Source organism: Bradyrhizobium sp. S3.7.6, from assembly GCF_054061875.1.
On the sequence record NZ_JBSSEQ010000001.1, the window covers coordinates 953605 to 976618 of the forward strand.

Sequence of the window (23014 nt, forward strand, 5' to 3'; positions counted from 1 at the left end):
CGTTCGTCATGCCCGGACTTGATCCGGGCATCCATCAAACGAGAAACCTCTTTGCAAACAGGATGGATTGCCGGGCCTACGCCAAGCAGGCGGGTCAAGCCCGGCAATGACAGTCGGAGAAATCAACCATGCGAGCCGTTCGGTTTGGAATTCTGTCTGTGACGCTTTCGCTAGCAGCACTTGCATTCGTCCGAGCCGAGGCGGCCGATAATGCCGCGATCCAGGAGAAGGCCGCCGTCTGCTCCGGCTGTCACGGCGAGAACGGCATTTCGCAGACGGAGAACATCCCCTCGCTGGCCGGCCAGCCCGATCAATTCATCCAGTGGCAGCTCGTGTTCTTCCGCGCCGGCTCGCGCAAGAACGACCAGATGCAGCCGATCGCCGAGGAGATCACCAACGAGGACATCCGCAATTTCGGCGCCTATTTCGCGCAGATGACGCCGCCGAAGGCCGCGGAAGACGGGGATCCGGACCTGTCGAAAAAAGGCGCGCAAGTCGCCGTCGGCCGCCGCTGCGCCTCGTGCCATACGGATAGCTTCGCCGGCACCAAGGCGGTTGCGCGGCTCGCCGGCCAGCGCGAGGAATACCTCGTCAAGGCGCTGCACGACTACAAGAGCAGCCAGCGCGTCGGCGGCGGTGGTGCTGCGATGGCCGATGTCGCCTATCACATGAGCGATGAGGAAATCACCGCCGTCTCGCACTATCTCGCGTATTTCAAGTAACGCGGAGTCGTTGCGGCAAGCGCCGCTGTCGTCCCGGGGCTCGCGCTCTGCGCGCCCCGGGACGACAGCGGAGCTTGGAGCTACCCCGCCCGCTGCCTCTCATACGCCTTCAGATGCGTATACGCGATGCGCAGCTTCGGCACCGGCACCTTGGCGGCGTCGGCGCGCGCGATGAGATCGCCGACGACGTGATCGGCCTCGACCGGCAGGCCCGCCTTGATGTCGCGGAACATGGATGCCGTCATCGGCGATCCCTCGGTGGTGAGGTTGCCCTTCACGCGCTCGAAGAACGGGCCGCCCGGCGTGTAGCCCGACGCGGTGGCGATCGCGCTGGTCTCGTCCAGCATGCCGAGCAAAAAGTCCCTGCCGCCGGGGGCCGCGAGGATGTTGCCGACGGAGGTGCGCATCAGGCTGGTGCTTGCGGCGAGCGAAGACAGGAACACCCACTTCTCCCACATGTCCTGCATGATGTTCTGGCTGGCGGCGGCGCCATTGATGCCGCTCTTGAAGGCCTCGTCGATCGCCTTGACCCGGTCCGAGAGCTTGCCGTCGCGCTCGCCGTAACTGAGCGACTGCATCGGCTGGAGCTGCACCACTTCGCGCTTCTCGTTCAGGGTCGCCGCGATGGCGCAGAGGCCGCCGAGCACGCGCTCCTTGCCGAATTTTTCGTCGAGCGTGTCGAGATGCTTCATGCCGTTGAGCATGGGGATGATCGCCGTATCAGGCCCGACCGCGGCCGCGAACGAGTTGATGGCGTCGTCGAGGTCGAACGCCTTGCAGCTCAAGAGCACGACGTCGAACTTTTCCTTGAGCGCGTCGGCCTGAACGGTCGGCGGATTCTTCAGCGTCACGTCGCCGTTCGGGCTCTTGATGACGAGGCCGGCGCTCGCGAGCTCGCTGGCGCGCCGCGGCCGGACCAGGAAGGTGACGTCGCGGCCGGCCTGTAACAGCCTGCCACCAAAATAGCCGCCGATGGCGCCGGCGCCGACCACGAGGATACGCATGGGAGAACTCCGTTTTATTCCTGGCTTTATACTTGGCTTTATTTTTGGCGGATGGCGAACAGGAAGTAGCGAATAGCAGGCGCGATTTCCACTCGCTATTCGCTAGGCGCCATTCGCGCGCTTCACTTTCCCGACACCATCTCCTCGACCTCGCGCAGCTGCTCCTTGCCGAAGAACATCTCGTTACCGACGAAGAAGGTCGGCGAGCCGAACGCACCGCGGGCAACGGCGTCCTCGGTGTTCTTGATCAGCTTGCCCTTGACCTCTGGCTCCTGGGCACGCGCGAACAGTTTTTGGGCATCGAGGCCGGAGGACGCCAGCGCCTTCGCCGCGACTTCCGGGTCGTCCATCTTCTTCGGCTCGCGCCACATGTGGTGGAAGGCGGCCTCGACATACTTTTCGAACACGCCCTCCGCCTGTGCCGCGATCGCCGTGCGCATCAGGTTCAGCGTGTTGACCGGGAAGAACGGATTCATGACATAGGGCTGGACCTTGAAGCGCTTGACGAAGCGCTCGGTCTCGACCGCCTGGAATTCGCGCTTGTTCTTGATGCCGGCGAGCGTCTCGGCCGGCGACTTGTTGTTGGTCGACTTGAAGATGCCGCCGAGCAGGATCGGCACGTACTCGAATTTGACGCCGATGCGCTGCTCGATCGCCGGGATCGCGAGATGACTGAGATAGGCGTTCGGGCTGCCGAAATCGAACAGGAATTGCGGGGCTGTGCGGGTCAAAATCGTTCTCCCTGACCTGGCTTTTGATCTGGCTTTTCATCCATTGTGGCGCAGGGCGCGCCACGGGTCCACCGTTTAATGATGGCCATAATATCTTGATGATCCGGTCAGATCAGACGCTGGATCGCGCGCCTGCGCCACACCGTGAGGTAATAGCCCATCTGCAAAACGAACATGGCGCAGAACACGATCGGATAGGCGGCCCACACACCTTTCAGGCCGATCGTGCGGCTCAGGATCACAGCGGCCGGCAGCTCGATTGCGACAATGGCGAAGATCGAGAGCAGCATTGGCGTCAAGGCGACGCCGGCCGCGCGCATGGCTCCGGAAAACACGGTGGCCAAGCCGAACGGCACCGAGCTCCACAGTGCGATGTGAAGCAGTCCCCCGGCGAGGTCGAGTACGGCACTGTCGGTGATGAAGAGGCCGAGCACGGCCCGCGGCGCCAGATAGATCAGCCCCACCAGCCCGCCGGTCAGGACAATGTTGAACAGGAGGCCGGTGCGCACGATGCCATCGAGCAGCGCCCTGTTGCCGCCGCCGATGGCCTGCGCGCCGAGGATCGAGACCGCGATCGAAATCGACATTGCCGTGAACTGCGTGTAGCCCATCACCTGGTTGACTGCGCCATACGCGGCGGTGGCATCCGATCCAAAGCCATTGACGAGCCCGAGCAGCACCAGCTCGGCGACTGCCATCACCACCATGCCGACCGCGCTCGGCAGTCCGATGCCGAGGATCTTTCCGAGCACGGCACGATTGAGCCGCAGATGACGCAGCAGCGCGGCATCCGGTGCCAGTGCATGCTTCGTCCGCAGCAGATAGACGGCCAGTGCGATGAGTGTCAGTGCGTTGGAAATCGCTGCCGCCCAGGCCGGACTGGTGATTCCGGCGGCAGGTATCCCGAACGCGCCGCGGATCAGCATCGGCGTCAGGATCAGTCCGATGGTGGTCGACAAGGCCAACGCCAGCAGCGGCGTCACGGCATCACCGACGCCGCGGATCATCGCCGTCATCAGCAGGAAGACGAAGCCGAGCGGCATGGTGAGCAGCATGATGCGCGCATAGGCACTCGCCTGGTCGAGGATGTCCGGAGGCGTCGCGAGCATCGTCATTAATTGCCGGCTGAAGAAGCCGCCGACCAATGCAACCGAAAGCGAGAGCAGCAGGCCGATCGCGAGCGTCGTGCCGACGACGATCCTGATCCTGCCATGCTCGCCAGCGCCAAAGGCCTGGCCGATCAGCACAGTGGCGCCGGTGCTCAGGCCCATGACGAAGGCGAACAGGAAGAACATCACCGGGAAGAACGCCGACACCGCTGCGAGCGCGTCGACGCCGATCATCTGGCCGAGATAGACGTTGCTGACGGTCCCGAACAGCGATTGCAGCGCGTTGCTCAGCACCAGCGGCGCGAGGAAGCGGAGGAATGTCGTCCAGAGCGGCTTTGGCGCGGACATGGATAGGCCTTTCATCGGGGCGTGCGAAGCCGTTGCCGCGCGATGCGCGCGCGGCTCGGCCGTCGATGGGGTGAGAGAAAGTGCTGCGCCTAAGCGCGGTCGCTGTAGGCGAGCTTGACGATGTGGTCGCGGACGTCGACCGGCCAGTCGGCGATCAGTCCGGTGAAGCGCCGCCGGTCGTCCGCGAACAGGGCGCGCGACGCTTCTTCGAACTGCGGCAGATTACCCGCCATGGTCAACATGAAGTGATAGGCCGCATCGCGCGCCTGCCGCTCGCGGTCCTTGTCGCCGCTTACGCGTCTTGCCTCGTCGACGAGCTTTCGCAGCGCGACCGAGGCGCCGCCCGGCTGGGCTCCGAGCCACTCCCAGTGCCGCGGCAGCAGCGTCACCTCGCGCGCGACCACGCCGAGCTTCGGCCGGCCGCGCCCGCGCGGCTCGCTCGGTGGCGCGGACTCCTCGACCGGTGGCGGGACAAGCTTTGCCACCCGCGCCAGCACCTCGCGATCCCCGCCGCGCAGATCGAAGTCGATCGGTCGGCCCGTGCTGTCCTCGAAGATGATGATGGGCTCGTCCGGCGGTGGCGTGATCCGCTTGACGACCAGCGCGATCTCTCCCGCTGGCCCGGACGCCAGGCGGCGATGGCCCTGGAACGCAGTGAAAGTCCGTTGCATTGAAATCATTGCCATATTGATGACGTTGGCCTTTTAATATCCGGGTAAATTGCTGACGTCAATATACCCGGGTGAAATTATCCGTCTGGATGGCTCGACATTGTGTTCCCGGGCTGGCACGAACGGCGCGGCCGACCGACCACGCCTAGCCTGGGGACCTCAACGATGCTGACCGTTCACCACCTCAACAATTCCCGCTCGCAGCGGGTGCTGTGGCTGCTCGAGGAGTTGGGCGTGCCCTACGAGATCGTGCGCTATCAGCGCCAGCCGGATATGCGCGCGCCGAAGGAGCTGCGCGCCATCCATCCGCTCGGCAAGTCGCCCGTCATCACCGACAACGGCAACACCATCGCCGAGTCAGGCGCGATCATCGAATATCTCATTGCGACCTACGGCAACGGCCGGCTGATTCCGCCGCCGAACACGCCGGAGCGGCTGCGCTTCACTTATTGGCTGCACTATGCGGAGGGCTCGGCGATGCAGCCGCTGCTGCTCAAGCTGCTGTTCACGCTGATGCCGAAGCGCGCACCCGCGCTGCTTCGCCCACTGGTGCGCAAGGTCTCGAACCAGGCGCTCACCGCGCTGGTCAATCCGCAGCTCAAGCAGCACATGGATTATTGGGAAGGCGAGCTCGGCAAGAGCGAGTGGTTCGCCGGCAGCGAGTTCACCGCCGCCGATATCCAGATGAGCTTCCCGCTCGAAGCCGCGCAAGCGCGTGGCGGGCTCGAGCTCGGCCATCCAAAGGCGATGGCATTCCTGGAGCGCATCCACGCGCGGTCGGCCTACGCCAGAGCGCTGGAAAAGGGCGGGCCGTACCAGGTGGGACGGTAAGGTTCCTCACCGCCCCGGGGTGATAACGCCGGACTAGTCCGCGTGCAGCACGCGCCCGCGCGTCTCCGGCAGCGCGAAGGCGGCAATGAAGAACAGCACGTAAGCCACCACCGCGAACATCGCGATCGCATTTGCGAGCGACGTCGTCGCCGAGAGCGCGCCGACCAGGAACGGAAACAGCGCGCCGATGCCGCGGCCGAAATTGTAGCAGAAGCCCTGGCCGGAGCCGCGCAGCCGCGTCGGATAGAGCTCGGTCAGGAACGCGCCGATCCCTGAGAAATAGCCCGAGGCGAAGAAGCCCAGCGGGAAGCCGAGCACCCACAGGATCTCGTTGGTGAGCGGCAGCTGCGTGTAGAGCAGCACCACGGCCATGGCGCCGATCGAGAAGATCAGGAACAGATTGCGCCTGCCGATGCGATCCGCGAGCCAGGCCCCGACGAGATAGCCGATGAAAGAGCCGATGATCAGCGTCGAGAGATAGCCGGTCGAACCGACGATCGACAGATGCCGCTCCTTGGTCAGGAACTGCGGCACCCAGAAGGTGACGGCGTAGTAGCCGCCCTGGCAGCCCGTCGCCATCAGCGAGGCCAGGATCGTGGTCTTCAGGATCGGGCCGGAGAAGATTTCCCAGAGCGCCGGACGATCGCCGCTCGCGGCCTGTTTTGCGCGGGCCTCGGCCGCGATCTCCGGCTCGGTGACGGAGCGGCGGATGTAGAACACCAGCAGCGCCGGCAGTGCGCCGATCACGAACATCCAGCGCCACGCCGTCTCCGGCGGCAAAGCCGAGAACAGGATTGCCTGCGACAGCACGGCGAGACCCCAGCCGACCGCCCAGCCCGACTGCACCGAACCGACTGCGCGTCCGCGATATTGCGGCCGGATCGCCTCGCCCATCAGCACGGCGCCCGCCGCCCACTCGCCGCCGAAGCCGAGGCCGAGCACGGCGCGTGCGATCAGGAGCTGGTCGAAATTCTGCACGACCGCGCAGACCAGCGAGAAGAACGAGAACCAGATGATGGTGATCTGGAGCGTCCTGACACGTCCGATATGATCGGAGAGATAGCCGCCGAGCCAGCCGCCGATTGCGGAGGCCAGCAGTGTCACGGTGCCGGCGAGTCCGGCCGAGGCCGCATCGACCTTCCACAGCGCGATGATGGTGCCGATCACCAGCGGATAGATCATGAAGTCCATGCCGTCGAGCGCCCAGCCCGCGGCGCAGGCCCAGAACGTCCGCCGCTCCGGCGCGTTCATGTCGCGATAGAAGGCGAGAAGGCTGGTGTCTTCGATCTCCGCGCGCTCAATGCGCTGGGTCGGATCGGCTGTGCTCATGTGCGTTTCCCCGGCGGTTCCTTAAAGCTGCGCGGTGGTAGCACGCAGGGCAGCCCGCGCAAGCAGGCGCGCGCTGCCGTGCCATGCAACGGCGAGACTACTGTCCCGCGGCTTCCGCGCCGCGGGTACGCGGATCCGGCGCGCCGAGTGGACCGTTCGGCGTCACCAGAATCGAATTGGCCGAGGTCTGTCCCATCGGCTCGACGATGAGGTGATCCATCGCCTTCAGCTCGAACAGCACATCGCCGGGAAAGCCGCTCTCGATACGCACCTCGTCCGGCAGCCATTGGTGATGCAGCCGCGGCGCAGCGACGGCGGCGGCCACATCCATCTTGTAGTCGAGCACGTTGACGATGACCTGGAGCACGGTCGAGATGATGCGGCTGCCGCCGGGCGAGCCCGTCACCAGCACCGGCTTGCCGTCCTTGAGCACGATGGTCGGGGACATCGAGGACAACGGCCGCTTGCCGGGTCCGGGCAGATTGGGCTCGAAACCGACGAGGCCGTAGGCGTTGGAAGCGCCGACCGCGGCGGTGAAATCGTCGAGCTCGTTGTTGAGCAGCACGCCGGTTCCGTCGGCAACCAGGCCGACGCCATAGCTGAAATTCAGCGTGGTGGTGTTGCTGACGGCATTGCCGCCGGCGTCGACGACGGAAAAGTGCGTGGTGTTGGTGCCCTCGCGCGGCGCGGGAGGGGCGGAGACGAGCTGCTTCGACGGCGTGGCGCGCTCCGTGGAGATGCCGGCGCGCAGCTTGGCGGCGTAGTCCTTTGCAGTGAGCGTGTCGATCGGCGCATTGACGAAGGCGGGATCGCCGAGATAGCGCGCACGATCCGCATAGGCGCGCTTCATGGCTTCGATCAGCAGATGCAGCGAGGCCGGCGACCCCTGTTTCAGATCGGCCAGCTGAAAGCCCTCGAGGATGTTGAGCGTCTCCACCAGCACCACGCCGCCGGAGGAAGGCAGCGGCATCGAGACAATGTCGTAGCCGCGATAGGTGCCGTGCGCCGGGGCACGGATCATCGCCTGATAGGATTTCAGATCGGCCGGCGTCATGATGCCGCCGGCGTCAGTCACGGCCTTGGCGAGCTTGTCCGCGACCGGTCCCTCATAGAAGCCGCGCGGCCCCTGTGCGGCGACGGCCGACAGCGTTTCGGCGAGATCGCTCTGCACCAGCCTGTCGCCTTCGCCGAGCGGTGTGCCGTCGGGGCGCGAGAAGATCCTGGCCGACGACGGCCAGCGCGCCAGCCGCCGGTGCCAACCCGGCAGCGTGTCGGCAAGGTCGTCGGTGACGACAAAACCGTCGCGGGCGAGCCCAATCGCGGGCTCGAGCAGCTGTGCCAGCGTGAACCGGCCCGAGCCGTATTTTTCCAAGGCCAGCACAAGACCTGCGACGGTGCCGGGCACGCCGACGCCGAGCGCGGAATCCCGCGACTTCGCGGCATCGGGCTTGCCGTCAGCGCCGAGGAATATCTGCGGGGTGGTCGCAGCCGGCGCGGTCTCGCGATAGTCGATCGTGATGTCCTCGTTGCGCTCGGCCGAATGGATCACCATGAATCCGCCGCCGCCGATATTGCCGGCGCGCGGATACGTTACGGCCATCGCAAAGCCGGTGGCGACCGCGGCATCGACCGCGTTGCCGCCGCCGCGCAGGATGTCGGCGCCGACTTGCGCCGATATCTTTTCCTGCGCCACCACCATGCCGTGCTCGGACGGAACGGCGTGCACCGTGTCGAGCGCGGGTGGGACATAGGCTCGCCGCGCATCCTGTGCGGTGGCAGACGAAAAACCAAACGCCAGAGTGGCAATGAAGGCGAAAAATGTCCGCCGTGTCGGATATGACGACATCATCAAGCTTCCGTCGCGGCCTCAGGCCAGTTCCCACGCGTCGCTTCAATGCTATACGCTTTGCCCCAACAGAGGCAAAACTGTTCGTGATGGGGACTGGAATATGACGACGATCGCCTCGGATGCGCGCTTGGCCGGCGCGCAGCGGACCTATCCGCCGCGCGCCGCTGTTATCAGCTGGATCTTCTTCGATTGGGCCGCGCAGCCTTATTTCACGCTGATCACGACCTTTGTTTTCGCACCCTATTTCGCCACCAGCATTGCGCCAGATGCCGCCACCGGCCAGTCGTTGTGGGGCTTTGCGATGGCGGCCGCAGGCCTCGCGATCGCGCTGATGTCGCCGGTGCTCGGCGCCATTGCCGATGCCTCGGGCCGCAGGAAGCCGTGGATCGCGGGATTCGGTACACTGCTGGTGCTGGCGGCCTGCACGCTGTGGATCGGCAAGCCCGGCGATCCCACCATCATTGCGCCGCTGCTCACCGCGGTCGCGCTCGCTAGCGTCGGCGCGGAATTCGCCACCGTCTTCAACAACGCGATGATGCCGACCCTGGTGCCGCCTGAGCGGATCGGCCGGCTCTCCGGCACCGGCTGGGCCACGGGTTACATCGGCGGCATCGTCAGCCTCGTCATCGTGCTCGGCTTCCTCGCCGCCAATCCCGAGACCGGCCGCACGTTGCTCGGCTTCAAGCCGCTGTTCGGGCTCGATCCGGTCAGCCATCAGGGCGACCGCATCGTGGGACCGCTGACCGGGCTGTGGTTCATCATCTTCGTGACGCCATTGTTCCTGTTCACGCCGGATTATCCGGCGAAGCATCCGGTGCGCGAGGCGCTGCGCGAGGGATTGTCGGATCTCAAGCAATCGATTAAGGGCCTGCCGCAGCGGAAATCGCTCGCGGCATTCCTGCTCGCCAACATGATCTACACCGACGGCCTGGTGTCGCTGTTCGCGTTCGGCGGCATCTATGCCGCCGGCACCTTCGGCTGGCACACGATCCAGATCGGCACCTTCGGCATCATGCTCGCGATTGCCGGCGCCCTTGGCGCATGGCTTGGTGGCAAGCTCGACGATGGTCTCGGGCCGAAGCGCGTCATCGCAGGCAGCCTGCTTGTTCTGTTGCTGGCGGTGGCGGCGATTCTTCTGGTCGACAAGGACAGCGTCCTGTTCGTCAAGGTTGCGCCGCCTCTTCCGGGCGCGCCCCTGTTCTCGAGCGCGGCCGAGCGCGCTTATCTCGTTTTGGGTTGTCTCATCGGCGCTGCCGGCGGCCCGCTTCAAGCCGCCTCGCGCACGCTGCTGATCCGTCTCGCGCCGAAGGATCGCATCGCGCAGTATTTCGGCCTGTTCGCGCTGACGGGGAAGGTAACGTCCTTCATCGGCCCGCTGCTGATCGGCATGATCACCGCGGTGACGGCGAGCCAGAAGGCCGGCATGGCCGTGCTGGTGGTGTTTTTCGTCGCGGGGCTGGGGTTGTTGATGCGGGTGCGAGATTAGTGGCGTAGCCCGGATGGAGCGAAGCGCAATCCGGGGCCGCTGTTGCTGAGACGTGAGACCCGGATTTCGCTACGCTCCATCCGGGCTACGCAAATCGCGTTAGTGCCGGAAGTGCCGCGTGCCCGTGAACACCATGGCGATGCCGTGCTCGTCGGCGGCCTTGATCACCTCGTCGTCGCGCATGGAGCCGCCGGGCTGCACCACGGCGGTGGCGCCGGCCTCGATGCAGGCGAGCATGCCGTCGGCGAACGGGAAGAACGCATCCGACGCCACCACCGAGCCCTTGGTGAGCGGCTCTGCGAGCTTGAGCTCATTCGCCGCGTCCTGCGCCTTGCGCGCCGCGATCCGCGCCGAATCCACCCGGCTCATCTGGCCCGCGCCGATGCCGACGGTGGCGAGATCCTTGGCGTAGATGATGGTGTTGGACTTGACGTGCTTTGCGACCCGGAACGCGAATTTCAGATCGCGCATCTCGGCGTCGGTGGGCGCACGTTTGGTCACGACCTTGAAGGTCATGTCGTCGACCACCGCGTTGTCGCGGCTTTGCACGAGGAGGCCGCCGGCCACCGTCTTGGCGGTGAGGCCAGGCGCGCGCGGATCGGGCAGGCTGCCGGCGAGCAGCAGGCGCAGATTCTTGCGCGCGCCGATGATCGCGATCGCCTCCTCGCTGGCGTCGGGCGCGATGATCACCTCGGTGAAGATCTTTGTGATCTCGCGCGCGGTCTCGGCGTCGAGCGCGCGGTTCATCGCGATGATGCCGCCGAACGCCGAAGTGGAATCGCATGCGAGCGCCTTGCGATAGGCGCTGACGAGATCGGAGCCTTCGGCCACGCCGCACGGATTGGCGTGCTTGACGATGACGCAGGCCGCGGTGCGCTTGGCGTCGAACTCGCCGATGCACTCGTAGGCCGCATCGGTGTCGTTGATGTTGTTGTAGGAGAGCTCCTTGCCCTGGAGCTGGCGCGCGGTCGAGACGCCCGGCCGCTTGTCGGGCGTCGCATAGAACGCCGCGGTCTGGTGCGGGTTCTCGCCATAGCGCAGCGACTGGATCAGTCTGCCGCCGAAGGCGCGGAAATCGGGCGCGTCGATCTCGAGCTGGCGGTTGAACCAGTTCGAGATCGCTGCGTCATAAGCTCCGGTGCGCGCATAGGCCTTTGCGGCAAGCCGCCGGCGCAGTTTCAACGTCGTCGATCCGTTGTTGGCGGCGAGCTCGTCGAGCACGGCCTTGTAGTCCTCGGCCTCGACCACGACGGCGACGTCGTCATGGTTCTTCGCCGCGGCGCGGATCATCGCGGGGCCGCCGATGTCGATGTTCTCGATGCAATCCTCGAAGCCCGCGCCTTTGTCGACGGTCGCTTCGAACGGATACAGGTTGACGACCAGGAGATCGATCGGCGCGATGCCGTGCGCCTTCATCGCCTCCGCATGTTCCTTGTTGTCGCGGATCGCGAGCAGGCCGCCATGCACCTTCGGATGCAGCGTCTTGACGCGGCCGTCCATCATCTCGGGGAAGCCGGTGAGGTCGGAAACGTCCTTCACCTTGAGGCCGGCCGCGGCGATCGCCTTGGCGGTGCCGCCGGTCGAGACCAGCTCGACATCGTGCGCGGCAAGCGCCTTTGCGAACTCGATCAGGCCGGTCTTGTCGGAGACGGAGAGAAGAGCACGGGTGACGCGGCGGGGATGGTCAGTCATGAGCAAGATCCTCTGTCTTAAGGAGTGTCTATGCCCAGGCGCGCGGCTTCTATATCTCGCGCTTCCCGATGGTGCTCCATCCAAGGTCGCCAGTCGCGCGAGCGAGGGCTCGATAGCAGCTTTCGGCCGTTTTCACAACGATGAGATGGGGCCGAATCGTGCGCGTTTACAGCGGAAGTTCCGGCTCGCGCCGGGCGTTGCGGCGGGCATTGGTGACCGCAGGCGATGCAGTGGAGCGGACGAAGCTCCAGCGGATCGACGGCGCCTGCCGCGCATCCTGCCGGATCACGATCTGCGCGGTGCGGCGCGGGCCGTCATTGCCGGCCAGGAACACGCTGTCCTCGAGGTCGACCTTGTCGTCGAGCGCCTCGAAGGTCCAGACGTCGCGGTTCGGCAGCACCAGCATGACGCCACGGGCATCCGACAGCCGGCTCGCCTTCACCGCCGGATGCAGATGGAAGCGCAGCGCGAAATCGGCATCCGCGCCCTTGAAGCGTCCGCCCTGCGGCGGCGACAGCGTGTCCTCGCCGTCGATGCGTGCGCCGTCATTGGCGATCATCAGCACACGGCGATGGATCGCGCCGAACTTCGCGAGATAGCCGTCATGCGAGGTCGTGAGCAGCGTGCCGTTCTGAACGGTCTCGCGATAGCTCTCGACCTCGACGGGGCCGCTGGTGACGGGTGAACCGTGCAGGAGGCGCTTCATCGCCGACATCTCGACGAACTGGCATGAGGACGTCTCGTGATAGGTCAGCGTCGAATGCGCCGCGGTGCCGCGTGCGAACGGCCGCCAATTGTCGCGGCCCGTGGTCGGCATGCCGCAATTGGTGACGATGCGGCTGATGCCGGAAGACAATTCGAACGACAGGCAGCCGGCATGGGCGTCGTGGCTGACGCCGGCCGGCGGCGGCGGACCGGTGTCGATGATCAGCGTGGTCTGGCCGGCGTCGAGGCGCTGGAAGCCGGTATGCGGCATGTTCGCCATCGGCGCGCCGTGGGTGTCGTCATAGGCGAGCAGCGTGGCGAGCAGGTCCGAGGGCGTCGCGCTCATGCCGTTGAACAGCGCGAAATTGCCGTCGCCGTGCCGGAAGAAGCGCAGCATCGGCATCATGCGGTCGATCGCGTTGAGCAGCGCCGGCGGCGGCGCGATGTTGCGCGCGGCAAAGGTCTGCCGCAGCGGCAACAGGTCGATCAGGAGCTCGATCAGCGCGCCCGGATTGCGGGAGATGTGGCCGCCGTCGGGCAGGATCTGCCGCTGCAACTCGTCCGAGAGCTTTTTCGAGGCACTGCGGATCTGTCCCGCCTGGTTGGCAAGGCACAGCGCCGCGTAGCACAGTGCGATCAGCACCTGGAGCTTCGGCACCCCGTCGGGCATGTTGACCATGGTGTAGCGCAGGAGGCGGATCTCCCGCGCCAGCGCCCGCAGATAGCGGCGGTAGAATTTGTTGTCGGTGTCGTTGAGCACCAGCGGCGCCTGCGACAGCAGCGAGATCACACGCCGCGCCAGCACGTCGGCACGCCGCGCGACGGCGCGGCGCTTGTTGGCGGGGTTGGCGATCCAGTCCTCGACCAGCGCGCGCGCATTGGCGCGCGTCAGCGCGGTGTCGGCGGCGCGCAGATGGCGCAGCCAGCCGAAGCCGAGCAGCGCGACCTCCCAGTCTTCCGACGGCGGTTCGAGATCGAAGATCGAGCGGCCGTGGCAATTGACGATCTTGCCGGCGAAGACGAAGCGGCCGGCATAGATCTCAGCGGCGCGGGTCGCATCCGCGGTGCGCAGGTCATGCGGCGCGATGATCAGCCGGTCGGTACGGCCGGGCCAGACCCGCGATAGCGCAACGGAACCGCCGCTCGCGCGCGCGAGCATGTTCCGCGCGAAGCGGTTCATCACCAGCGTCGAGATACGTCTGCGTTGAGCGACCGACACGCCTTGCCTTGAAGGGGGAGAGGATGAACGACGAATCCTTCTTAATCCCAAAATCGGACGTCTGACACCACCTTGAAGCGTCGCGAATCAGCGCTGGCGCAAAAACCGGTGCAAAATCAGGATTTAACGAGCCGGGCTGCGTAGAAACCGTCGAGCCCGCCGAGCTTGGGATCGGCGTTCGGCAGGTGGCTGGGCAGCGTGCGCAGGTCGCCTTCCGTGGTGATGATCTCGCTGAGCCCCGAGACCTCGGAAGCTTCGATCAGCACGCGGCGCAGGCCGCCCTCCGTGGCCAGCAGCGCCGCGATCGCCTGCTCGCCCTCTTCGGGTTCCAGCGAACAGGTGCAGTAGACCAGCGTCCCGCCCGGCTTGAGCAGCGAGACGGATTTCTTCAGCAGCCGCTGCTGGAGCGCGGTCAGGGCGGCGACGTCGGATTCCTGCCGGAGCCAGGCGACGTCGGGATGGCGGCGGATCGTGCCGGTCGATGTGCAGGGCGCATCGATCAGGATGCCGTCAAAACCCTCGGCAGGGCCGGCCCATTCCACGGCGTCGGCGACGACAGTCTCGGCCTGGAGCGACAGCCGCGTCAGATTCTCGCGCAGACGCGCCACCCGGGCGGGTGAGCGGTCGATCGCCGTGACATGCGCGCCGGCCTGTGCCAGTTGCGCGGTCTTGCCGCCCGGGGCGGCGCAGAGATCGGCAATGGACTTGCCTTTGATGTCGCCAAATAGCCGAGCCGGCAACGCGGCGGCGGCATCCTGCACCCACCATTGCCCCTCGGTGAAGCCGGGCAGCATGGACACGGCGCCGTGCAGCACCGTGCGCACCGATCCGGTCGGCAGCACTTCACCGTGCAGCCGGCTCGCCCATTGCGCGGCGTCTGATTTCACGGTGAGGTCGAGCGAGGGCTCGTGGCCGAGCGCCAACGCCATGTCTCTTGCGGTCGCCTCGCCGTAATGCGCGCTCCAGCGCGCGAGCAGCCAGGGCGGCAGGTCCAGCGATTGCGTGGCAACTTCATCCACCAGCGCCTTGCCCTCGCGCGCGCAGCGGCGCAGCACGGCATTGACGAGGCCGGCATAACGCGCGGCACGCCGGTCGGACTGGACGAGGCGGACGGAAAGATCGACCGCGGCGTGATCGGGCACGTCCATCCAGAGGATCTGGGCGGCGCCGATCAGGAGCGCGCTCTGCGCGCGCGGCGCTTCGGACGGAATGCCCTTGTCGAGCAAGCGGGACAGCACATGGCCGAGCGTGCCGAGCCGACGCAGTACGGTCGCGACCAGGCGGCGCATCAGCGCGCGGTCGCGGTCGGCGAGCGTCTTCAATCCGGGATGGGCACCGCTGCCGTCGAGCTGATCGTCAAGCGTGCGGTGCTTGTGCAGCACGCCGTCGACGATGTCAGCGGCGATCCGCCGCGCCGCGAGACCGGGCACTTCGGACGGAGGAGCGAAACGTTGAGATGGCATGCGGCTTAAGGTTCTTGGCGAGCGGCAGTTCCGCCGCAATGGGCGCATGCCTCGAGAGACCTATCTTTGGCATGCGAATATGCCAAATGTAAGAATGGCCTCTCGCGTTTACAGCCCACCATGACCATCTCAGCAATGCGTTATTGGACGTCGCACACCCCGTGATCCTGCGCTAGGAACCGCCGAGATGAGTGACCAGCCCCCCGTTTCCGATCGCAAGCCGCTCCCGCCGGCCGCCCAGCGCGCGCTGGCCGAGGCGGAAGCGCGCCGGCAGGCTGCTGCTGCCCACGCCGCGGCGGCGCCGAAGGAATTGCAGGGACCGAAGGGACCTGAGCCCACCCGCTACGGCGATTGGGAGCGCAAAGGTATCGCCTCGGACTTTTGAGGCTGTCTTTTGAGGCTATCTTGCCGGATCGCCCGACTCAGCCCTAGCGTGCGCGGATGCCGCGCTTCGATCCTAGCCATCCATACCGGCCCTCATACAGTGGTTCGCCGTTCGGCCGTCACTTCTCGGGGCTGTTGCCGTGGATGTTCGTGGTCGGAATCGTGGTGGCCGTCGTGCTTACGTTCCGGCACGGGATGAACTGGCCCTTCCCGCATGCGATCGACGGTCAATCGCGAGATGCCCAGATCATTTTGCAGCAGGCCAATCCGGACATCCGTCAGCCGGTCGACGTCATTCGCACGATCGACGGCGATACCTTTCTCGCTCGCGTGCACCAGCGCGACGGACGCGTTCTCGTTGCGCGCGTTCGCCTGCGCGGTATCGATGCGCCGGAGATGAAGGCATCCTGCCAGGATGAATTGGACAAGGCTCAAGCGGCGACCGGCGCCCTGCGCGATTTGCTCGGCCAGGGCGGCGTGACGATCACCAATCTCGGCCCCGACAAATACGGCCGTGTTCTCGCCAATGTCGCGACAAGGCGAACTGCGGACGTATCTGCCGCGTTGCTCGCGGGCGGTTACGCGCGGAGCTACAATGGCGGCCATCGCGACGGCTGGTGCGCGCGCGGCTGGCGCTTCTGGTAACAAAAGGCCGCGTCGATGGACGCGGCTCTTTCAATTCTGTTACGAGTTTGGAGATCAGCGCGTCACGACCACCGTCGTGCCAACCGAGACGCGGCTGTAGAGATCGGTGATGTCGTCGTTGAGCATGCGGATGCAGCCATAGGAGACGAAGCCGCCGACCGAGCCCGGCACATTGGTGCCGTGGATGGCATACTCGCCGCCGGCCAGCGTCATCGCGGCGACGCCCATCGGGTTATGCGGTGAGCCGCCCGGGATCACGTCGGGAAGCTGCGGCTTGTCGCGCTTCACTTCGGCGGGCGGCGACCAGGCCGGATTGCGATACTTGCCGTCGATGCGGGTGGTGCCGGCCCACTGCTTGCCGGACTTGCCGACGCCGACCGGGTAGCGCACGGCGTGGCCGTCATCGAGGATGAGATAGAGCCGCCGCTCGTTGGTTTTGACCACGATGGTACCGGGTGAATAGTTGGCGACGTGCGTCCCAACCATTTCCGGCCGCGCCTCTGCGGCCGTCGACATCAAGACCCCTGCCCCGATGGTGGCGGCGAGCGCCACAGCAATCCTTACCGACATCAATTTTTCCTCTGCCCCGAACGGATCGTCCAAAACTACGCAGCACCGGCAATTGCCCGCTTACCCGGATATTCTTAATCGCGCCTGTTAACCGGATGGTTTCCACGCGCGGCCGCCAAGGGCCCGCCAGCACGCGGAACAAAGAAAATGTTCGAAATAAAGTAAATGACAAGAAAACAACACTTGGCTGGAAAGACGCGGGCGCGGCGCCGCGCGCCCTGACAAGTGCGTGAGGGTGTGAATGGCTGTTGTTTCGAGGGGGGCTCTGTGTCCCGGACGCGCCACAGCGCCTTGGCGCTGCTGCGCAGAGCCGGGACCCAGGAGGCCACGCGCTCTGCCGTTGGATCGGCCCCCGGCTCTGCAGCGCACCGTTGAAGAAGCGCTGCGCTGACTCCGGGGCACGAGAGCGTGGCTTACGCCGACTTCTTGTTCTGCCGGTTCTTGACGAGATCGTCGACGACGGCCGGATCGGCGAGCGTCGAGGTATCGCCGAGGCTGCCCGGCTCGTCCTCGGCGATCTTGCGCAGGATGCGGCGCATGATCTTGCCGGAGCGGGTCTTGGGCAGGCCGGGCGAGAACTGGATCTGGTCGGGCGCGGCGATCGGGCCGATCTCCTTGCGCACCCAGGTGACGAGCTCCTTGCGCAATTCGTCGGTCGGCTCGACGCCGGCCATCAGGGTGACATAGGCGTAGATGCCCTGGCCCTTGATGTCGTGCGAGTAACCGACCACGGCGGCTTCCGACACCTTCTCATGCGCGACCAGCGCGCTCTCGACTTCCGCGGTGCCCATGCGGTGGCCGGAGACGTTGATGACGTCGTCGACGCGGCCGGTGATCCAGTAATAGCCGTCGGCGTCGCGCCGGCAGCCGTCGCCGGTGAAATACTTGCCCTTGTAGGTCGAGAAATAGGTCTGCTCGAAGCGGGCGTGATCGCCATAGACCGTGCGCATCTGGCCCGGCCATGATCGCGTCAGGCAGAGATTGCCTGATGTCTCGCCGTCCAGCACCTTGCCGTCGGCATCGACGATCTCAGGCACGACGCCGAAGAACGGCTGCGTCGCCGAGCCCGGCTTCAGCTTGGTCGCGCCCGGCAGCGGCGTGATCAAGATGCCGCCGGTCTCGGTCTGCCACCAGGTGTCGACGATCGGGCAGCGGTCGTCGCCGACGACGCGGTGATACCACTCCCAGGCTTCGGGATTGATCGGCTCGCCGACCGAGCCAAGCAGCCGGAGGCTTGCGCGCGACGTCTTCTTCACGGGCTCGTCGCCGCTCTGCATCAGCGCGCGGATCGCGGTCGGTGCGGTGTAGAAGATGTTGACCTTGTGCTTGTCGATCACGTTCCAGAAACGGGAATTGTCCGGATAATTCGGCACGCCTTCGAACATCAGCGTGGTCGCACCGTTCGCCAGCGGCCCATAGAGGATATAGCTGTGTCCGGTGACCCAGCCGACGTCGGCGGTGCACCAGTAGATGTCGCCGTCGTGATAGTCGAAGACGTATTGATGCGTCATCGCGGCGAATACGAGATAGCCGCCCGAGGTGTGCAGCACGCCCTTGGGCTGGCCGGTCGAGCCCGACGTATAGAGGATGAACAGCGGATCCTCGGCGTGCATGTGCTCGGCCCGGCATTCCGTCGTCACCATCTTGGCGGCGTCGTGATACCAGAGATCGCGCGACGGATTCATCTCGACCGTGCCGCCGGTGCGCTTGACAACGACGACCCAGTCGACGCCATCGGCCTTGGCGAGCGCTGCATCGACATTGGCCTTCAGCGGCACCTTCTTGCCGCCGCGCAGACCTTCGTCGGCAGTGATGATCACCTTGGACTGGCAGTCGTTGATGCGCTGGGCGAGGCTGTCGGGCGAGAAGCCCGCGAACACCACGGAGTGGATTGCGCCGATCCGCGCGCAGGCCAGCATCGCGTAGGCCGCTTCGGGAATCATCGGCAGGTAGATGGTGATGCGGTCGCCCTTCTTGACGTTGCGGGTGCGCAGGATGTTGGCCATCCGGCAGACCTCGTCGTGCAGCTCCTTGTAGGTGATGTGCCGGGATTGCGAGGGATCGTCGCCCTCCCAGATGATCGCGGTCTGGTTGGCGCGCTTGTGCAGGTGCCGGTCGATGCAATTATGGGCGACGTTGAGGATGCCGTCCTCGAACCATTTGATCGAGATGTTGCCGGGGGCAAAGGAGACGTTCTCGATCTTCGTCGGCGCGTGCATCCAGTCGATACGCTTGGCCTGCTCGGCCCAGAAGGCGTTCGGGTCCGCGATCGAGCGGGCGTACATGTCCTTGTACTTGGCTTGGTCGATCCAGGCGCGCTTGGCCCATTCCGCGGGGACGTCGTAGGTCTTCTCGGACATGCTTCCCTCCAGATACGGCAAGCCGAGCCCAGGCGACTGGCGAGCCGACGTCATCGTTGAACCGATTATGCGTCCGCCTAACCGGACCCGACAAGGAGCACAAGCTGGACCTTCGGCGAGCGGCCAGCCATGCGGAAGATCAACGCCGCCTGGCGCGACTGTCGCAGATCTGAAACAGGCCGGCGCGGCTTTCCAGGTCTTTACCAAATCGCCGGAAGAGGCCCGTGCAGGGCGCCCATGCGCCGCAGGAGGTATTTAGAAACCGTCTCTCACTGATTCGGGACTCGCAATGCGGTTCGGAACACCCTAAATGGCCAACCCGGGTCCAACGAGACCGTCCAAGAGACCCTTGGAACAAAAATCAGAACAGCGGCATTGACCGATAACAGACAGGGCTAAGGCTTAAGACTATGATGGATCAGCAGAATCTCGGGACGATGCGGCTCGCTTCGGCCGATCCTGCTGCTGTCGCGCTGGCGAAAGCCCTCGGACAATGGCCGAAACCGGCCGGTTCCGCCCGTCTCAGCCCGAAAAAGGTCTTCGACACCGCGCCTGCGACCTCGGTTGAGGCGATCGCCAAGGAGCTGGGCCTGCGGCTCGGCGACCAGAACGAGCTGACCATCCGGCGCATCAAGCGCGGCAAGGGCTATTCCTTCGTCCGTCCCAACGGCGCGCATATCCGCGACGCCCGCACTATCCGCCGGCTGCACGCCATGGCGGTGCCGCCGGCCTATCGCCAGGTGCGCTACTCCGCCGATCCGAGCTCGCATCTCCAGGCGGTGGGACGCGATGCCGCGGGCCGGCTGCAATACCGCTACCACGCCGATTGGGAAAAGGTCCGCGAGCACCGCAAGGCGCACCGGCTGGAAAAGCTTGTTGGCGCGCTGCCAAAGATCCGGCGCAAGGTCTCCGCGTTCCTGTCGGGCGACGAGCCGACGCGTGAATTCGCACTCTCGGCCGTGATTGAGCTGATCGCGCGCACCGCGATCCGTCCCGGCAACGAATCCTATGCCCGCCTCAACGGCACCCGCGGTGCCACCACGATGCTGAAGTCGAACGTTACGCTCGAGGACGACTCCTTCGTGCTGACGTTCAAGGCCAAGGGCGGCAAGGCGGTGCGGAAAGAGTGCGACGCTGCGAAGCTGGTGCGCGCCATCGGCATTCTGAACGGCGTTCCCGGCAAGCGCATGTTCCAGTATCGCGACGCCTACGGCATCGTGCGCGCGGTCAGCACCACGCAGGTGAACGCGTTTCTGCGCGAGATCGCCGGCATCAAGATTTCGCTGAAGGATTTTCGCACGCTGATGGCGTCCGCAGTCGTGGTGGAATCGCTGTCGCGGATCACGCCGGCGACCAGCCAGCGCGGCCGCAAGAAGCAGGTGCTGGACGCGATCCGCGCCGCTGCCGACAAGCTCTCCAACACGCCGGCCATCTGCCGCAAGAGCTACGTCCACGACACCATCGTCACCGCCTTCGAGGACGGCATCCTCGAACGCTTCGCCGCGACCATGAAGGGCCAGCGTTCACAGGCCAGGCGCGAGCAACTTTTGCAGCAGGTGGTGGCGACCGCGGCGGTTTAAGCGGGAGTGCCGTAGGGTGGGCAAAGGCGCGAAGCGCCGTGCCCACCATTCTCACGACATTGTTGATAGGCCGCGTGGGCACGCTTCGCTTTGCCCACCCTACGAGAGCTACATCTTGTCTGAGATACCCTTGTCCGGACCGGGATCGCGGCCCGCGGCTGCGCTCGTGAGCCGGCCCAGATAATGCGCCCATCCTTTCGCGTGCGCGGCGGCCTGTTCCTCGGTCGGGAGCCCGCTATGGGTCATGCGCAGCAGCGTGCCGCCGTCGCGCTCGATCAGGTCGATCTCGATCAGGCTCGAGCCGGGCGGCACTTCCTGACCGCCCTCCCAGCCGAACGTGTAGGCCAGACGATGCACCGGCACGACCTCGCGGAAGGTGCCGCGGCCGACGCCGCCACGCGGGCCGATGCCCTTGAGGAGATAGAGCCCGCCAGGGTGCGGCTCCGTGGTCGCGTCGGAGCCCATCCAGCTCAGGATTTTCTCGGGGTCGGTCAAATAGGCGAAGACGGTGGCGCGGGGGGCTGCGATCTGGGTTTCGCGTCGCACTACGAACGGCTCGGTCATCGGCGATCATCCCTGGGCTGACACTGGCCACATGGCGGCGGTGGAGCGGTGCGTCAAGGATTGCCCGTGACAAAGACGGGCCACCTTCGCCATCATCGGGCCATGCAACTCTCCCGGACCCTCGCCTGGCTCGTCGATGCCGCCTCGGACTGCCCCGGGGCCGACCGTCTGCTCGCGGAACTCGGCGCTCATCTGGTCGCCGACGGTGTGCCGCTTGCGGCAGGCAGCCTGACGTTGGAGGTGCCGCATCCGCTGATCGCGAAGCGGACCTGGCTGTGGCGCGCGGAGAACGGCCGGGTCATCGAGGCGCTCGGCTTCGCACCAAGTGGGCTGGCGCCCGACCCGCCCGATGATGCCGGCCGCCGCTGGCTGCGCGACATCGCGGGCGGCGAGGTGCACGAAGAGGTGGTCGGGCGACAGGATGGGCCGCAGCTCGGCTGGATCGGGCCGCGTCCGTTCACCGCAGACGAGATCGAGCAATTGCGCCAGGCTGCGCGTTTCGCCGCGACGCCGCTTGCCGTACTCGCCGCGCGCGCCACGTTGCGCGCGCCGCTCGATGCCTATCTCGGCAAGCGCAGCGCGGAGCGGGTGCTGGCGGCGCCGCTGCGGCGCGATCTCGGCGAGACCATTCAAGCCGCGCTGCTCTATGCGGATCTGCGCAACTTCACGACCTTGTCGGAAACCACACCGCCGGCCGACGTCATCGCAGCGCTCGACGCCTGGTTCGATCGCATCGCCGGTGCCGTTCATGCCTTCGGCGGCGAGGTGCTGAAATTCATCGGCGACGGCGTGCTCGCAATCTTCCCGGTGGTCGAGGCCTCACCGCGCCGCGCCTGCGACGCCGCCCTGCGTGCCGCAGGCGCAGCCGAAGCCGGCATGGCGTATCTCAACGGGGAGCGCGGCGCTCAAGGACTGCCGCCGCTTGCGTTCGGAGCGGCCCTTCATCTCGGCGAAATACTCTGGGGCAATATCGGCGCCGCCAACAGGCTCGATTTCACGGCGATCGGTCCCGCCGTCAATCTCGCCAGCCGGCTCGAGGGATTGTGCAAGCCCTTGGAACGGACCGTCCTGGTATCGGGGGCGCTTGCCGCGGAGACGGACACGCCTCTCGTCGCGCTCGGATCGCATCCGCTGCGCGGCATCGCTTCGCCATGCGAGGTGTTTACGCTACCGGCGACGCAAGCCCGGATATCGTAGCCCCGACGGAGCGAAGCGCAGTGCGCTCTTGCGCGCCGTGCCCACCATCTCACGGCAAGCTCCGGTTTCGATTGGTGGGCACGCTACGCTTTGCCCACCCTACCGTTGAAGTCGATTACATCCCGCCCATCTTGCAGACGAGCTTCCACTCTTCCGCCGTCACCGGCTGCACCGACAGGCGCGAATATTTCACCAGCGCCATATCAGCGAGCTTCTTGTCCGCCTTGATCGCGGCCATCGTCACCGGCGTCTTCAAGGGCTTGTCGGCTTTGATATCGACGCAAACGAATTTCTCGGTCTTGTCGGTCGGGTCGGGGTAGGCCTCCTTGATGATCTCGGCGATGCCGACGATCTCCTTGCCCTCGTTGGAATGATAGAAGAACGCCTTGTCGCCCTTCTTCATGTTCACGAGGTTTATGCGCGCGGTGTAATTGCGCACGCCGGTCCAGGCCTCGCCCTTGGCGCCTTTCGCCACCTGCTGGTCCCAGGACCATACCGACGGTTCGGATTTCACCAGCCAGTAGTTCATCGCGCGTCCTATCCGTTCGTCATGGC

General features: G+C 65.7%; 20 protein-coding genes and 1 riboswitch. Of the genes, 7 read left to right on the forward strand and 13 right to left on the reverse strand.

The window, feature by feature from the left end; translation table 11 throughout:
• The first annotated feature begins 128 nt into the window (after positions 1 to 128).
• Positions 129 to 722, forward strand: coding sequence for a c-type cytochrome (locus ACVJ5M_RS04510; protein WP_063980305.1), 594 nt, complete (start codon positions 129 to 131; stop codon positions 720 to 722).
• 80 nt (positions 723 to 802) lie between these two features.
• Here the strand turns inward: ACVJ5M_RS04510 and panE are convergent, their stop codons facing one another.
• From panE to ACVJ5M_RS04530, 4 genes are all read right to left on the reverse strand, one after another.
• The gene (panE, locus tag ACVJ5M_RS04515) at positions 803 to 1726 is read right to left on the reverse strand and encodes a 2-dehydropantoate 2-reductase (protein ID WP_063980306.1); all 924 of its coding nucleotides are present in this window, start codon (positions 1724 to 1726) and stop codon (positions 803 to 805) included.
• 122 nt (positions 1727 to 1848) lie between these two features.
• Positions 1849 to 2457 (reverse strand): 2-hydroxychromene-2-carboxylate isomerase, encoded by a 609-nt coding sequence (locus tag ACVJ5M_RS04520; RefSeq protein ID WP_063980307.1) that lies wholly within the window; start codon positions 2455 to 2457, stop codon positions 1849 to 1851.
• Between the two features lie 107 nt (positions 2458 to 2564).
• The gene (locus ACVJ5M_RS04525; protein WP_187387856.1) at positions 2565 to 3914 is read right to left on the reverse strand and encodes an MATE family efflux transporter; all 1350 of its coding nucleotides are present in this window, start codon (positions 3912 to 3914) and stop codon (positions 2565 to 2567) included.
• Between the two features lie 89 nt (positions 3915 to 4003).
• Positions 4004 to 4585 (reverse strand): DUF2239 family protein, encoded by a 582-nt coding sequence (locus tag ACVJ5M_RS04530; protein WP_063980309.1) that lies wholly within the window; start codon positions 4583 to 4585, stop codon positions 4004 to 4006.
• A gap of 165 nt (positions 4586 to 4750) precedes the next feature.
• Here ACVJ5M_RS04530 and ACVJ5M_RS04535 point away from each other — a divergent pair, with 165 nt between their 5' ends.
• The gene (locus tag ACVJ5M_RS04535; protein WP_063980310.1) at positions 4751 to 5416 is read left to right on the forward strand and encodes a glutathione S-transferase family protein; all 666 of its coding nucleotides are present in this window, start codon (positions 4751 to 4753) and stop codon (positions 5414 to 5416) included.
• A 33-nt stretch (positions 5417 to 5449) separates the two neighbouring features.
• Here the strand turns inward: ACVJ5M_RS04535 and ACVJ5M_RS04540 are convergent, their stop codons facing one another.
• Positions 5450 to 6745, reverse strand: coding sequence for an MFS transporter (locus tag ACVJ5M_RS04540; protein WP_063980311.1), 1296 nt, complete (start codon positions 6743 to 6745; stop codon positions 5450 to 5452).
• 97 nt (positions 6746 to 6842) lie between these two features.
• Positions 6843 to 8594: a gamma-glutamyltransferase gene (gene ggt, locus ACVJ5M_RS04545; protein WP_354098218.1), complete on the reverse strand. Its 1752-nt coding sequence runs from the start codon at positions 8592 to 8594 to the stop codon at positions 6843 to 6845.
• A 100-nt stretch (positions 8595 to 8694) separates the two neighbouring features.
• Between ggt and ACVJ5M_RS04550 the strand changes: the two genes are divergently transcribed.
• A complete protein-coding gene (locus tag ACVJ5M_RS04550) occupies positions 8695 to 10080 on the forward strand; it encodes an MFS transporter (protein WP_063980313.1) in 1386 nt (461 codons plus the stop codon).
• 99 nt (positions 10081 to 10179) lie between these two features.
• On the opposite strand, the gene purH is transcribed toward ACVJ5M_RS04550, so the two are convergent.
• From purH to ACVJ5M_RS04565, 3 genes are all read right to left on the reverse strand, one after another.
• Positions 10180 to 11772, reverse strand: coding sequence for a bifunctional phosphoribosylaminoimidazolecarboxamide formyltransferase/IMP cyclohydrolase (gene purH / locus ACVJ5M_RS04555; protein ID WP_283017910.1), 1593 nt, complete (start codon positions 11770 to 11772; stop codon positions 10180 to 10182).
• A gap of 25 nt (positions 11773 to 11797) precedes the next feature.
• Positions 11798 to 11879: riboswitch (ZMP/ZTP riboswitch) on the reverse strand.
• 59 nt (positions 11880 to 11938) lie between these two features.
• Positions 11939 to 13657: a heparinase II/III family protein gene (locus tag ACVJ5M_RS04560; protein WP_231145448.1), complete on the reverse strand. Its 1719-nt coding sequence runs from the start codon at positions 13655 to 13657 to the stop codon at positions 11939 to 11941.
• 155 nt (positions 13658 to 13812) lie between these two features.
• Positions 13813 to 15159, reverse strand: a complete 1347-nt coding sequence (locus tag ACVJ5M_RS04565; RefSeq protein ID WP_354099897.1) for an RsmB/NOP family class I SAM-dependent RNA methyltransferase — start codon at positions 15157 to 15159, stop codon at positions 13813 to 13815.
• 187 nt (positions 15160 to 15346) lie between these two features.
• On the opposite strand from ACVJ5M_RS04565, the gene ACVJ5M_RS04570 reads away from it, so the two are divergent.
• Together ACVJ5M_RS04570 and ACVJ5M_RS04575 are read left to right on the forward strand one after the other, a co-directional pair.
• A complete protein-coding gene (locus ACVJ5M_RS04570; RefSeq protein WP_063980317.1) occupies positions 15347 to 15544 on the forward strand; it encodes a DUF1674 domain-containing protein in 198 nt (65 codons plus the stop codon).
• A 56-nt stretch (positions 15545 to 15600) separates the two neighbouring features.
• The gene (locus ACVJ5M_RS04575) at positions 15601 to 16188 is read left to right on the forward strand and encodes a thermonuclease family protein (protein WP_084794916.1); all 588 of its coding nucleotides are present in this window, start codon (positions 15601 to 15603) and stop codon (positions 16186 to 16188) included.
• A gap of 54 nt (positions 16189 to 16242) precedes the next feature.
• Here the strand turns inward: ACVJ5M_RS04575 and ACVJ5M_RS04580 are convergent, their stop codons facing one another.
• Together ACVJ5M_RS04580 and acs are read right to left on the reverse strand one after the other, a co-directional pair.
• Positions 16243 to 16758, reverse strand: a complete 516-nt coding sequence (locus ACVJ5M_RS04580; RefSeq protein WP_063985979.1) for a L,D-transpeptidase — start codon at positions 16756 to 16758, stop codon at positions 16243 to 16245.
• Positions 16759 to 17171: 413 nt separating this feature from the next.
• Positions 17172 to 19118 (reverse strand): acetate--CoA ligase, encoded by a 1947-nt coding sequence (acs, locus tag ACVJ5M_RS04585; protein WP_354099898.1) that lies wholly within the window; start codon positions 19116 to 19118, stop codon positions 17172 to 17174.
• A gap of 410 nt (positions 19119 to 19528) precedes the next feature.
• Between acs and ACVJ5M_RS04590 the strand changes: the two genes are divergently transcribed.
• Positions 19529 to 20698 (forward strand): DNA topoisomerase IB, encoded by a 1170-nt coding sequence (locus tag ACVJ5M_RS04590; RefSeq protein WP_063980320.1) that lies wholly within the window; start codon positions 19529 to 19531, stop codon positions 20696 to 20698.
• 108 nt (positions 20699 to 20806) lie between these two features.
• Here the strand turns inward: ACVJ5M_RS04590 and ACVJ5M_RS04595 are convergent, their stop codons facing one another.
• Positions 20807 to 21262: an SRPBCC family protein gene (locus tag ACVJ5M_RS04595; RefSeq protein ID WP_063980321.1), complete on the reverse strand. Its 456-nt coding sequence runs from the start codon at positions 21260 to 21262 to the stop codon at positions 20807 to 20809.
• 102 nt (positions 21263 to 21364) lie between these two features.
• Between ACVJ5M_RS04595 and ACVJ5M_RS04600 the strand changes: the two genes are divergently transcribed.
• Positions 21365 to 22459, forward strand: a complete 1095-nt coding sequence (locus ACVJ5M_RS04600; protein ID WP_283018948.1) for an adenylate/guanylate cyclase domain-containing protein — start codon at positions 21365 to 21367, stop codon at positions 22457 to 22459.
• Between the two features lie 115 nt (positions 22460 to 22574).
• Here ACVJ5M_RS04600 and ACVJ5M_RS04605 read toward each other — a convergent pair whose 3' ends face one another.
• Complete coding sequence (locus ACVJ5M_RS04605; RefSeq protein WP_063985980.1) at positions 22575 to 22988, reverse strand: EVE domain-containing protein; 414 nt, start codon at positions 22986 to 22988, stop codon at positions 22575 to 22577.
• Positions 22989 to 23014 lie beyond the last annotated feature (26 nt).